We start from the raw sequence: 13,031 nt of genomic DNA on the forward strand, positions 1-13,031 counted from the left end.
CAACAATATTGCCAACTTTTTTGCTTTACCGGAAACAGACAATTTTATGATAGATAGTCTGTTAAAATAAACTTTTTATGGCGAATTAATGCCCCACAAACAACCTGAGCAGTAATAATAAACGGTTAAACTTATATTATTTGATATGTTGGGCACCAAATAGTTTAACCTAATTACGGGTATTGCGAAACTATTATAACAAAGCAGGGCAAATAGTCACTGTTTATGACAATACGGCATGCTTGTGTATGATAGTTTGATAAACAAACCCTTTGTTAGCAAACCAACCAATTTACAATGAAAGATACAAGTTAACAGATGAATTTGTAATGAAAATTATCCACCATTCCACATTTCAAGTTATATATTTGCTCTCCCTAAGTACAAAGCATAACATTTTATGGCAGACGAGAAGATCATTTTTTCGATGGCAGGGGTAAGCAAAGTTTATCCGCCGCAAAAAACAGTGTTAAAAAATATTTACCTGTCGTTTTTTTACGGCGCTAAAATTGGCGTTATCGGGTTGAACGGTTCGGGTAAGTCCTCGCTGTTGAAGATCATCGCGGGGATTGATAAAACCAATATTGGCGAAGTGGTGTTTTCGCCGGGCTACACCGTGGGTTACCTGAGCCAGGAACCCGAGCTTGACCCTGATAAAACCGTTAGGGAAATTGTGGAGGAGGGCGTTGCCGAAACTACCGCGCTGCTAAAGGAATACGAAGAGATAAACGAGAAATTTGGCCTGGAAGAGTATTACAGCGATGCCGATAAAATGGATAAGCTGATGAGCCGCCAGGGCGAGTTGCAGGACAAAATAGATGCTGTTAACGCCTGGGAGCTTGATGTAAAGCTGGAGCGCGCGATGGATGCACTGCGCTGCCCCGAGCCCGATACAAAAATTTCGGTACTATCAGGCGGCGAGCGCCGCCGTGTGGCCCTGTGCCGCCTGCTTTTGCAGGAACCTGACGTGCTACTGCTTGATGAGCCTACCAACCACCTGGATGCCGAATCGATAGACTGGCTGGAGCAGCACCTTAAACAATATAAAGGCACCGTTATTGCCGTAACGCACGACAGGTACTTTTTGGATAATGTTGCCGGCTGGATACTGGAGCTTGACCGTGGCGAAGGTTTACCATGGAAGGGAAATTATTCCTCATGGCTCGACCAAAAATCTAAACGTTTGGCGCAGGAGGAGAAAACCGAAAGCAAACGCCAGAAAACTCTTGAGCGCGAGCTGGAATGGGTGCGCATGGGCGCTAAAGGCCGCCACGCCAAATCAAAGGCACGTTTATCAAACTACGACAAGTTAGCATCCGAAGAAACAAGGGAACGCGAAGAAAAGCTGGAGCTGTTTATTCCGCCCGGCCCGCGTTTGGGCAATATCGTTATCGAGGCCAACGGCGTTACCAAAGCATACGGCGATAAGGTGTTGTTCGAAAACCTAAACTTTTCGTTACCGCCCGCGGGTATTGTGGGCATTATCGGCCCCAATGGCGCGGGTAAAACTACGCTGTTCCGCCTGATAACCGGGCAGGACCAGCCTGATGCCGGTACTTTCCGTGTAGGTGATACCGTCGCGCTCGGTTATGTAGACCAGATGCACGACGACCTTGACCCTAATAAATCTGTTTGGGAAAACGTAACCGACGGGCTTGATAATATTATGGTGGGTAACCGCCCGCTAAACTCCCGTGCGTACGTATCTAAATTCAACTTTAACGGCGCCGATCAACAAAAGAAAGTAGGTGTGTTATCGGGTGGTGAGCGTAACCGCGTGCATTTAGCTATTACCCTTAAAAAAGGATCGAACGTCTTATTACTGGATGAGCCTACTAATGACATCGACGTAAACACTTTGCGTTCGCTGGAAGAAGCGCTGGAGAACTTCGGCGGCTGCGCGGTAATTATCAGCCACGACCGCTGGTTCCTGGATAGGGTTTGTACCCACATTCTGGCGTTCGAGGGTAACTCGCAGGTTTACTTCTTCGAAGGTAACTACAGCGATTACGAAGAGAACTACAAAAAACGTGTTGGTGATGTAGCCCCAAAACGCATTAAATATAAAAAGCTAACGGTGTAGCAGGAGAACAGACTATAAGAGTTAAGACACAAGACATATGAAAGCCCGATTGCATAGTCAGCCGGGCTTTGCTGTATCTCTGCCCGTCATTGCGAGGTACGAAGCAATCTTGGACATGCCTGTCGCCGACTTTTCCATCGAAGATTGCCACGCTATCGCTCGCAATCGCGCAGGAAATAAGGAAAACCGTCATTGCGAGGTACGAAGCAATCTTCGACATGCCTGTCGCCGACTTTTCCATCGAAGATTGCCACGCTATCGCTCGCAATCGCGCAGGAAATAAGGAAAACCGTCATTGCGAGGTACGAAGCAATCTTGGACATGCCTGTCGCCGACTTTTCCATCGAAGATTGCCACGTTATCGCTCACGATGACGCGCGGGAATAAGGAATCCGTCATTGCGAGGTGCAAAGCAATCTTCTACATACCTGTCGCAGACTTTCCCATCGAAAGATTGCCACGCTATCGCTCGCAATCGCGCGCGGGAAATAAGGAAATCCGTCATTGCGAGGTACGAAGCAATCTTCTACATGCTTGTCGCCGACTTTTCCATCGAAGATACGGGTAGTATGAACGAAAACGCGCCCCTACATTCAAAAAACTTAATTCGTTGCGGCCTGTTCTATAAGCAAATCAGAATAATATGAACGCATATCAGCAAAAATGGATAGATGTGTTGCAGGCCGCCGGACTTAAAGACTGGAAAATAGAGGCCCGCGGAGAAGATATAGCGGTGGATATGCCGCACGTGACCGACCTGAAATTGATAAGGGATAATTTACCCGCTACACTGGGGGCGATAGCGCTTGATATAAACCTGCCGCGCGAACGTGTGAAATTTATCTTTCATAACGGGTACGAGAATTTCGAGTACGTGTTAAACCCCAACGAAGCGGATTTGAACGCCGAATAAGGTCAGATCCTGGCCTTTGTGGCAAAGAATGTTACACACAGACCCATGGCTGCAATAAGTGTAAAAGACGCCCGCAGCGTGGCGATGCCTGCTATAAAGCCAATTAAAGGCGGGCCTATTAAAAAGCCCAGGAAACCGATGGTTGATACGGCCGCCAACGCTACCCCCGGCGACATGGTTTTGGATTTGCCCGCCGCGCTGTAAACCAGCGGCACTACAGATGATACGCCAAACCCCACCAATAAAAAGCCGAACAGGGCGGTATATAAATATGGCAGCGCTACCGCGGTAAGCAGGCCGGTTGCAGTAAGCAGCCCGCTGATCTGCAGGGTACGCTTTAAACCAAAACGGTGGGCAAATTTATCGGCAACAAAACGGCCGGTAGCCATGGTAAGCATAAAGGCAGTGTACCCGGCACCCATTAAGGCGCTTTGCGCAAGCACTACCTTTTTAAAATAAATAACGCTCCAGTCAAACATGGCGCCCTCGCATATCAGCGAGCAAAAAGCTACAATGCCCAGTTTGATAAGCGAGTTATCAGGCATTACAAATACCGGCCCTGCGCTGGCCGGTTTATCATTTTTTAAATACCTGGATGTAAAAATCACCGAGACAATTATAACCGCCATGATAAGACTAAAATGCTTGAAGGGAATTACCTGTTTACCGATCATGAACGTGCCGATAGCCGCGCCGGTAAAACCTGCCAAACTCCACAGCCCGTGGAAAGAGGCAAGGATAGGCCTTTTATAAAGTTCTTCGGCTGCAACGGCCTGGGTGTTTACAGAAATGTTTACCGCATTGCTGGCAAACCCAAACACCAGCAAGCAAACAATAAGCTGTACCGTGTTCTGGGCCGCGCCCAGCGTTACAAGCGCCAGGCTGTAAACGGTTAAGGCGCCTATCAGCAGGTTGCGACTGCCTATGCGGGTGATTACCCAGCCCGAAAACGGCAGCGAACACATAAGCCCCACCGGCAACGCGAATAACACTCCGCCAAGTCCTGCATCACTTAAATGAAGGTTTTGCTGTATGGTTGCAATGCGCGATGCCCAACTGGCAAAGCATAGCCCTGTCATAAAAAACATGGCCCCCACCGCTAAACGCAGGGTAGTCCTTGAGAAATTATATGTTTTGCTTGTAGCTTCCAAATACGGTCAATTACTTAGTGTTAAATCAACACTAATGGCAAATATAACTTATTTAGCAAACTATTATGCCAGCATCAAATGTTGTATCACATTTTTATGCTGAAACTGCCCGATACGGTTTTATCAGCCCCATTCGAAATATCTACAAGATCGCCCGTAAACGTGCCGACTATAGTCCCTTTATTACTTCCGGATACATTATACTGCGTCACAGTTACCTTGCCTGCATCGCCTATCAAGGTTGTACCAGCCGCTAGCCCACTAATGTCGAAAGTACCGGTTCCGGTGATAGGCGCCATCAGTGTGAATAAGTTTGAAGCATCTGTTCCGCCACCAATTTGCACAGCGCCGTCCGGAGGGAACTGGTCAGCCGTATAAACCTGGAACACAACGTTGCTTTTTAAGGTTGTTGTTTTACCGTCTATGGTGTAGGTGATGGTACGGCCGCTTGCTGTATTGCCATTATTATTGCCGTCGTCAACGCCCTCGTTGGCAACAGTTCCTTCAGGATAAACTGGCGCATCAAGCTTACAGCCGGCGATTGCCGAGATCAGGAGCATGGAAAATATTGCTTTGGTAAAATTTTTAATCATATATAAATCAGGGGGTAAAAAAATCCATTATACGAAGCAATATACCACTAAGTTTTAATTATTAATAAATAAAAATAACGGTTAACAATCGCCGTCGGGGCCGCAGGTTGGGCCTTCTGCCACGTTTGTTATTTGTCGCTCATCGTGCCACTCGCCGAAGGCTTTTTCGAGCGTTTGGGTAAACACCGGTACCGCCTGCGCGCCCGATACCGCGTATTTGCTGTTCATTACAAAAAAAGGTACGCCTTTTATACCCAGGTATTGGGCTTCAGCAATGTCGTGCTTCACTTCGTCGGCATAGGTATCGGCAGCAAGTACCTGCTTTATTTCAGCGGCATCCAGGCCGATAGCCGTACCCAATTCCGCCAGCGTATCGGTATCGTCAATATTTTTACCATCGGTAAAGTAAGCCTTAAACAATGCTTCTTCGGCAGCATCACCCAAGCCGTGCTTTTTAGCCAGGTGACTAAAACGATGGGCGTTAAAACTATTGGCGACAACGGCATTGTCCATATGATAAGTAAGGCCAACCTCCGCAGCCATTTCGGTAACATGATTGTTCATTTGCTGTGCGTAGTCGAGCGTCCAGCCTTTGGCGTCGGCAAGGTATTGGTTAATGTTAACGGATGGGTCGGTTACCATATCCGGGTTAAGCTGGAAACTTTTCCACTCTATCTCTACCTTACCCTTGTGTGCAAATTGCTGTAAGGCATCTTCAAACCGCCGTTTGCCTATATAGCAGAACGGGCACATTACATCGCTCCAGATCTCAACTTTCATCTTTATAAAATTTGGTATAAAATTACTGCAATAGCAGGGTAATCGCGTAAGCGTAAAGTAAAATCTGGATCGGTGTGACGATATGCCATTGCGTGAGCGGGGGTAGTGAGGGGTCGAAGCGAAGTAGTTAGGTTTGTACTTCGGATGAGCGGTAGTCCGCTCAATTGCCGCGGAGGGCTGTTACTTCGTCTTGATACAAAGTAACCAAAAATCAAGTCAGCAAAAAGGCTTCTCTTCCGCACATGGCCATTACCTGCAAAGCAGGCAGAACCACGGGCTGCAAAATCTTGCCCCAACTTCGTTCGCACCTGGCCCATGCTTCAGGCAAGTATTGCTATGCCCTTGCCTCCGCTTAAGACCACATCGTTCTGCCCGTTTTCGCCCGAAGCTGCTTTGCTGATGTGGAAACACAATCCCTTTAACGTCATTGCGAGCGTAGCGCGGCAATCTTTGATAGAAAAGCAATCCGCAAGAAAAAGCACTGCCTTAACAACACCTTCAAACTGCGGCATTGGCCTGTTCGGGTAGTATAGCGATTGCTAAAGCACTTCCTTTCACAGAACAGGACGCAGCCGCGACTTTTCTTTTTGGTACTTTTTCTTTTGAGAGAAAAGAAAAAGTACATCCACTGACGATTCATACTCCTCACTGCCATTCCTAACGAAGAAGAGATAAAGTGTTGTGCTTTCATGAACGGTAGTCCGCTCAATTGCCGCGGAGGGCTGTTACTTTGTCTTGATACAAAGTAACCAAAGATCAAGTCAGCAAAAAGGCTTCTCTGCCGCACAAGGCCTTTTTCCCCCGCAAAGCAGGCAGAACCACGGGCTGCAAAATCTTGCCCCAACTTCGTTCGCACCTGGCCATGCGCTTCAGGCAAGTATTGCTATGCCCTTGCCTTCGCTCAAGGCCACCATCGTTCTGCCCGCTTTCGCCCGAAGCTGTTTTGCTGACGCATAATCACAACTCCCCACCGACACGTCCTTGCGAGCGTAGCGTGGCAATCCCCGAGCGATAAGCCCCCCACTGCCTTAACACAACCTCAAATTGCGGCATTGGCCTGTTCGGATAGTACAGGCATTGCATCGGCACATCCTTTCACAGAACAGGACGCAGCCGCGACTTTTCTTTTTGGTACTTTTTCTTTTGAGTGAAAAGAAAGTGACATCCACTGACGATTCATACTTCTCACCGCCATTGCTAACGTAGAACAGATAAAGTGTTGTGCTTTCATGAGCGGACTACCGTTCGCAGATGCACAAACCCACCACTATAATCCCGGTTTGCTTCACCTTACTTCCCGGTTGTATCCCGCTCCACCAGGTCCATACCGCATTTGCTGCAGGTGCCGGGCTTGTCTGAGGTTATATCGGGGTGCATGGTGCAGTAGTATTTACCTTTTGGCGTGGAGGTTTCTTTGGCATCTTTTTGTGCCGGACTACTGCAGGCACCTGCTCCGAAGAGCAGACCTGCAAATGCTATGATAAAGAGAGTTTTTTTCATGATCTATTTGTTTTTAATAAAGGCGGCAAAGCCAAATAATGATACCACCAGCACACCCAAAGCGGCCAGCATACTTACAATATCGCGAACGTTTTTGCCCGCCCAGCTCATGCCAAAGTATTTGTGTAAAAATATAAATGTAAGACCTTCGGCGCGGTCAATGCCGGCAACTTTTGTGGCCAGCTGCGATGTGGTAGTTTCTATGTACCAGTTCTCGCCGGTAGGATAGGCTACCTTTTGCACCGGCAGGCGCTTGTTTATAAATCCGTACTCGTTATCAAACTGACGCACCTGGGTAATATTTACGGTTCCTTTAACCTTTTTAGCGCCCGGTCCGCCACGGTAAAAGTTAGCCAGCCACCGGGCATACTGTGTGTCGCCGTCGGGCAAAAGGGCGCCGGTTTGGGTGTTGTAATAAGTTACGTTCTTTTTAAAATCGCTTACCTGGTACCAGGTGCTATCGTTAAATTTAACCAGGTTGATATTTTTAACCGAACTTTCGTCAAGCGGTAACGCCAGGTTAGATACTGCAAGATCTTTACTGCTAATTACCTGGGTGTATCTTTTTTGTTCGGGGCCGATGTTATGCAGCTTTACCGCCAGGTGAAACGCCGCGCTGATAACGAATGTGAACATCACGAAGGAAACTATTAAGCCAATTTGCCTGTGAAAGCGGTGTATAAAGCGGGTATCCTTACGGTTGCCGGTCTTACGGTTTTGCTGCGCTGCCTTAAACTTTTTCCAGAACAGCCCGTAAATGGTCAACCCGCTTAGCAGCGATAAGAACATGATGCTTACAATAACGAGCAGTACAATTACACGGACCTGGTCGCCTGCAATATCCGCCAGGAATTGCCAGGTGTGTAGCTGCTCAAAAACAGCCAGCATAACCTTGCGGGTATTGTTATTAAACGTACCCATGCGGCTTTGCCCGGTCTCGATGTAAACATCCATGCCGTTCGGCGTATCAAACGCAACCTTCCAAACGGGCAGCAAGCGGTTAATGGGCTGATAACGGCTATCAAAGGTTTTTTGCAGGGTGATGGCTTTTATTTTTGATGTGCTATCTTGTGTAAAATAACGGGCCAGGTAAGTGGCATAAAGCTTATCGCCGCCGGGTAGCAATACGCCGGTATTGGCCGAATAGTAATTATATGTGCTATCTGTACCTAAAACCTGGTAATAGGTGTCTTTATTAAAACTGATCTGCCCCGCATTGATAAAGCTATCAATGCTATTTTTATTAATTACCTGCTGTAAAGATAGCGCCGGTTTTGTTTTAGCCGGGGCAGGTTTGTAAACTTCCTGCGCAATTACCGGCCTGAACCAGTTTGACATAAAGGGGTGCGACAGGCCGCTCAGCGTCCACATGATAACGGGTACCAGGGCCGTTAGGCCGAGGATGCGGTGCCATTTATAAAAATTTTGTTTTGCTGTTGCCATGTTAATTTTTTGAAAATGAATAGCTGATGCCTAACGTATAAACCCGTGGCGGCGCGGCGGTATAGGTATCGCCATACTGGTTGCTAAGCACCGTTGTGGCGTAAAGCTTATTGGTTACATTCAAGACGTTAAGCCAAAGGCCCGCGCCTTTTAGCGCGCCGCTTTTTATATCAAAACCGGTACGCACGTTAAATATATCGTAACCCGAATAGCTTTTGGTGTTGGCCGGATTGGTAAAGTACGAATTGATATGCTGCCACTCGCCCGCCAGCCTGAAACCGTTCATGTACGCGGGTTTATAAGTAAGCTCGGAGTTAGCTATCCATGCCGGGGCGTTGTTCATGCGGTTGCCGTTGTAAACTTTAACGGTGCTGGTACCGGTGCTAAAGTTTGTGGCCACTTCGCTATAATCCACGTAGGTGTGTTTGGTATTGGTGCCGCTAAACCTGAAGCTTACTTCGCTCACCGGCGCATAAGCAACCGAATACTCGATGCCCCGGTGGCGGGTAGCCCCCGCGTTTTGGTTTTGGGTGGTGTTATCGGGCAATAGCTGGTTAATGATCTCGTTACGGCCTTCCAGGTCGTACAGGGTAACCTCTAAGTACAGCTTTTTGTTGAGGCCGGTAAACCAGCCGCCCGCCTCGTAATTATTAAAGGTTGCCTGTTTTAGCGGGGTTAGCTGGCGCGCGCTGTACAGATCGCCGGTTTCGGGCGGCTGAAAGCCTACGCTGTAATTGGCATACAGGCCTTTGTTATTACCGAAATTGTAAGTAAGCCCAAGTTTTGGCGCTACTATGTTAAAATCGTTTGCTTCCTGCTGTTTGTATTTGCTGCCCGTGGCAATGCCATTGGCAAAGTTATAATGTATGCGATCGTACCGAAGGCCCATTACAATGCGCAAAGGCGCGGCGGGTTTCAGTTCGTACTGGGCATAAGCGGCCGTGTTGAACAGCTTTATGCGATAGTTATCGATATAATTACCCGTATTGGTGTAGCCGGTGTAAGTGTTGGTTGCTACATCCTTTTGGATATCCAAAAACTTAGCGTAATAACTGCTGGGGCTGTTATCGGCATAAACCCCTACGATGAGCCGCGAATGCAGGAAACCCATATCCTGCCTGTGCTGGGCAAGCAAGCCCAAACTGTGAAAACGCTGGTCGTTCTCCTGCCCGTTCGAGCTTAGGTATTTACCGTCGTTATCCCTCACATCAGATATGTAATAGCTTGGCAATTGCGCGGTAGAGTTATCGCGGTAAAACAAGGTTAAAAAGGTGCTGCTTTTATCACTCCAGGTGTGTTCCAGCTTAGTGTTTGCCCTGAAGGCTTTTACCTTGCGATAGGTAAAGCGCTGGTTTGCACCATACATGCGGCTGTAAAACTTAGCGCTGTCAAGGGCGCCGGGGGTTTGGGTGTTCAGGTAATTATAGGCGGCAGATGCCGTTAAGCGGGTGGCGTTATCAAAATCGTAAGTGGTTTTAAAATTGCCCGAGTATTTGTCAAAATCGCTGTAGTCTTGCCAGCTGTTGCGCTGTTTGGCTATGTAACCCCCAACATACAAGCCAAATTTGCCCGTGCTGAAACCGCCATCGGCATCAACCCGGCGGTAATGATAATTGTTGCCCTGCACCGATACATTGCCCGCATAACCCGCGGGTGGTCCTTGTGTTATAAAGTTAACGGCCCCGCCAATAGCATTGCTGCCATAAAGCGACGAGGCCGGGCCTTTGATCACCTCGATATCCCGCACCCCGCTCATGTTGATCTCGTAAAGCGAGTTGTGGTTAAATATCCCCGTAGGGCGGATAGGCAGCCCATCCTCCATATACAGGTACAGGGCGTTATAGGTAATAGGCTGGCGTATGGCCATGGTGTGCTGCTCATTCCCAAGGTCTACCATGTATACGCCGGTTACCTTGTTCAATAACTGGTAAAGCGCGGTGGCTTTGGTATCGTGTATCTGGGTAGCGTTTATTTTGCTGATAGCGATGGGGGCATCCTGCCGGGCCTGGCGCTGGCGGCTGGCCGAGACAACCACCTGCTGCAGATCAATGGTTGAGGGCTCTAAAGCTATTTCTATGGAGGCGTTGCCTGCAAGGATGTAAGTTTTGTCGGCAAAGCCAATCATTTTAAAACGCAGGGTTTTAACGCTGTCGGTTAATAAGGTAAACCGGCCCCTGGCATTAGTAGTGGCAAGCAATTGGCCGCTGGTGGCGTTGCTTACCATAACGCCAGCAACAGCCTCGTGCGTGCGGGCATCAGTAACGGTTCCGTGCAGGGTGCTTTGGCCAAAGCAAAGGACAGGCGCAAAGCCCAGCAGGATATATAATAATATAGATAGTTTCATAAAACGGGAAACTTGCCCTTTTGCGCAGGGCATTAACAAATTACAGCGCATGCCAATGCATAGCGGATACGGGCCTTTAAGCGGGTATCGTAAACTGTATGAATAAATAAGTTGTTTTTATGAAAGCCGGGGCGGCTGAAAGATATTGCGCGATTGCTCGGGCAGGTGGATACGGTAGTTGGGAACTTTGGTAACCGATAATAAAACCTGGTAAAACTTAACCTTAGCAGGCTGGTTGCAAAACGCTTCCTGAAACAGGTTTTTTTGCGCCTGGCGTTCTTCGGTGTTTTGTTTTTCCTGGGCCTGCTTTATCTTTTTCATGAAATAGCACTTGCCGTTGCAATGCAGCTGGGGCTTATCACGGTTTTCACAAAGTTTCGTCGCGATGTAGTTCCTGTTCAGCTCAAAACCCGCGTAAATAAAAAAACGCGAAAAATTGGCCGATACCAGTGATACAATTAATAAGTATGCGGTAAAACGTTGTAACATGCGGCGCAAAGGTACGTGTAGTTTGTAATAAATGCTACCATTATAACGATAAAAGCCCCCGACCGGTTGGCGGGGGCTTAAAATATTTGCGGATGGCCTTGATTACTTATCGCGTTTAACAACAAAATGCGAGCTGCTTCCGCCAAAATCGATATCCATCGCGCACGAGTCGGCATAGGCTTTACCCTTATGCGGATAATCGGTGCCCGATACGTTTACGCTGAATGAGAACTCGTCGCCTTTAATTTTACCGTTATCAATGGGTACCTCGCCCATTTGCGAAGTTGCCGTGCCGGTAAGTTTTTCGCCGTCAACCTTAAAGTCGTACGATACCGCTATAGCGTTACCATCCGGGGTGTTTAACGAACCGGTCCATTTGCCGTTAATATCAGCATAAATTGCCGCCAAACATACCATAAAGCAGCAGGATAACAGGGCTGTTGTAAAAATCTTTCTTTTCATGTGGGGTTATCATTTTATAATCCTAATATAGCGTTTTATTGATACAAAATAAGCGGCAGCTGCTTTTTAATATCAAATTATATCGTTAATAAAAAAGCGGGGACGCACCACATCCTGCCGCCATCAAAAAAGCAATAGCCAATAAATTATTCAAATTTATCGGCCACTACCTGTATCTTCCCGTTTAAACCAACAGCTTCAAACGTAAGGGTAACCTTGCCATCTTTCCCTTCAATGGTCACGGTAATATCTTTGTCGTCGCCGCCATCGCCGCTCACTATGCTTTTTACAACCATTTTGCCTTCTTTATAAGGCACTTTCCAGTCGCAGGTTTTCGAGGTTATCTTGCCGGTCATTTTATGATCTTCATCCCCCGGTACAATGGTAATATCGGTACTGCTGATGGTGATAACAGCCGTTTCATCTTTTGTTTTAGATATGTTCCCGTTCTCATCAAAGTGGGTGGTTTTTGACGACGTAAGGGTAACCGTTTTGTCGCATTGCGCATAGGTTATGGTAGTGCCTGTTATTACAAGAAATAAAGCTACCAGGGCTGTTTTAAGTATTTTTCGTGTTTTCATTTTATGGGATATAAAGGTTAATTATTCAAATTTATCTGCTACTACCTGTATCTTGCGGCCAACTCTCTCTTCAACCTCGAAAGTGAGGGTTACTTTACCATCTTTGCCCTCAATGGTTACGGTAGCATGCATCTCATTGGTACCATCTTTACTTACCGTGGCTTTAATAACCGATCTTCCTTCTTTATAAGGTACTTTCCAATCGCAGGTGTACGAGGTGATCTTGCCTCCCAGTTCATGGTCGTTACCCGGTACAATGGTCAGGTCGGTCTTGGTAACTGTAATTACGACGCCTTCATCTACCGTGCGGGTTATAGTGCCTTTGTCGTCAAGGTAGTTTGTAGACGACGCAGTAAGAGTAACTGTTTTATCGCATTGCGCTAATGCTACGCGATGGCCCGCCACTGACAAAAAGCCGGCGAGTATAGTGCTTACTAAATAAAATTTCGTTTTCATTTTATATGATGATTTGATTTTTTGTAAAGATATATGTTTTAAATAGTAATATGCAATACATAGTACTATTTATTTTAATTTATTTGATTTAGATTTATTTATTTTATTTAAATACAAGCGGATTGCGCCCGGAAAAACATGCAATTTTATCAGGAATTTTCAGGAATTTTTAAGTTGAAGCCAATATTTTACCATTTACACGGTTTGAGTTTTATTTTTTAAGGTAAAATATGGGC

The 13,031-nt window shown here is 47.0% G+C and carries 13 protein-coding genes; 2 read left to right on the top strand and 11 right to left on the bottom strand.

The genetic code is table 11. From position 1 onward, the window contains the following. Positions 1 to 400: 400 nt before the first annotated feature. Positions 401 to 2,083, top strand: a complete 1,683-nt coding sequence (gene ettA, locus GWR56_RS09020; RefSeq protein WP_162430785.1) for an energy-dependent translational throttle protein EttA — start codon at positions 401 to 403, stop codon at positions 2,081 to 2,083. A 643-nt stretch (positions 2,084 to 2,726) separates the two neighbouring features. Further along, the gene (locus tag GWR56_RS09025) at positions 2,727 to 2,996 is read left to right on the top strand and encodes a hypothetical protein (RefSeq protein WP_162430786.1); all 270 of its coding nucleotides are present in this window, start codon (positions 2,727 to 2,729) and stop codon (positions 2,994 to 2,996) included. 2 nt (positions 2,997 to 2,998) lie between these two features. Here GWR56_RS09025 and GWR56_RS09030 read toward each other — a convergent pair whose 3' ends face one another. The 11 genes from GWR56_RS09030 to GWR56_RS09080 all read right to left on the bottom strand — a co-directional run bounded on the left by GWR56_RS09030 (position 2,999) and on the right by GWR56_RS09080 (position 12,795). Beyond that, a complete protein-coding gene (locus GWR56_RS09030) occupies positions 2,999 to 4,075 on the bottom strand; it encodes an MFS transporter (protein ID WP_238395339.1) in 1,077 nt (358 codons plus the stop codon). Positions 4,076 to 4,233: 158 nt separating this feature from the next. Further along, a complete protein-coding gene (locus tag GWR56_RS09035; RefSeq protein ID WP_162430787.1) occupies positions 4,234 to 4,740 on the bottom strand; it encodes a hypothetical protein in 507 nt (168 codons plus the stop codon). Between the two features lie 81 nt (positions 4,741 to 4,821). Further along, positions 4,822 to 5,520 (bottom strand): DsbA family protein, encoded by a 699-nt coding sequence (locus tag GWR56_RS09040; protein ID WP_162430788.1) that lies wholly within the window; start codon positions 5,518 to 5,520, stop codon positions 4,822 to 4,824. A 320-nt stretch (positions 5,521 to 5,840) separates the two neighbouring features. Beyond that, positions 5,841 to 6,032 (bottom strand): hypothetical protein, encoded by a 192-nt coding sequence (locus tag GWR56_RS09045; RefSeq protein WP_162430759.1) that lies wholly within the window; start codon positions 6,030 to 6,032, stop codon positions 5,841 to 5,843. 778 nt (positions 6,033 to 6,810) lie between these two features. After that, a complete protein-coding gene (locus tag GWR56_RS09050) occupies positions 6,811 to 7,020 on the bottom strand; it encodes a heavy metal-binding domain-containing protein (RefSeq protein ID WP_162430789.1) in 210 nt (69 codons plus the stop codon). 3 nt (positions 7,021 to 7,023) lie between these two features. After that, entirely contained in the window at positions 7,024 to 8,463 is a 1,440-nt protein-coding gene (locus GWR56_RS09055; protein ID WP_162430790.1) for a PepSY domain-containing protein, read from the bottom strand. 1 nt (position 8,464) lies between these two features. Then, on the bottom strand, positions 8,465 to 10,807 hold the full coding sequence (locus GWR56_RS09060) for a TonB-dependent receptor (protein WP_162430791.1): 2,343 nt from the start codon (positions 10,805 to 10,807) through the stop codon (positions 8,465 to 8,467). A gap of 117 nt (positions 10,808 to 10,924) precedes the next feature. Next, complete coding sequence (locus tag GWR56_RS09065) at positions 10,925 to 11,296, bottom strand: hypothetical protein (RefSeq protein WP_162430792.1); 372 nt, start codon at positions 11,294 to 11,296, stop codon at positions 10,925 to 10,927. Positions 11,297 to 11,398: 102 nt separating this feature from the next. Next, complete coding sequence (locus tag GWR56_RS09070) at positions 11,399 to 11,758, bottom strand: glycoside hydrolase (protein WP_162430793.1); 360 nt, start codon at positions 11,756 to 11,758, stop codon at positions 11,399 to 11,401. A gap of 146 nt (positions 11,759 to 11,904) precedes the next feature. After that, positions 11,905 to 12,339: a hypothetical protein gene (locus GWR56_RS09075; RefSeq protein WP_162430794.1), complete on the bottom strand. Its 435-nt coding sequence runs from the start codon at positions 12,337 to 12,339 to the stop codon at positions 11,905 to 11,907. A gap of 21 nt (positions 12,340 to 12,360) precedes the next feature. Continuing rightward, positions 12,361 to 12,795, bottom strand: a complete 435-nt coding sequence (locus GWR56_RS09080) for a hypothetical protein (protein WP_162430795.1) — start codon at positions 12,793 to 12,795, stop codon at positions 12,361 to 12,363. Positions 12,796 to 13,031: the final 236 nt, after the last annotated feature.

It is taken from the genome of Mucilaginibacter sp. 14171R-50 (genome assembly GCF_010093045.1).
Classification (GTDB): domain Bacteria; phylum Bacteroidota; class Bacteroidia; order Sphingobacteriales; family Sphingobacteriaceae; genus Mucilaginibacter.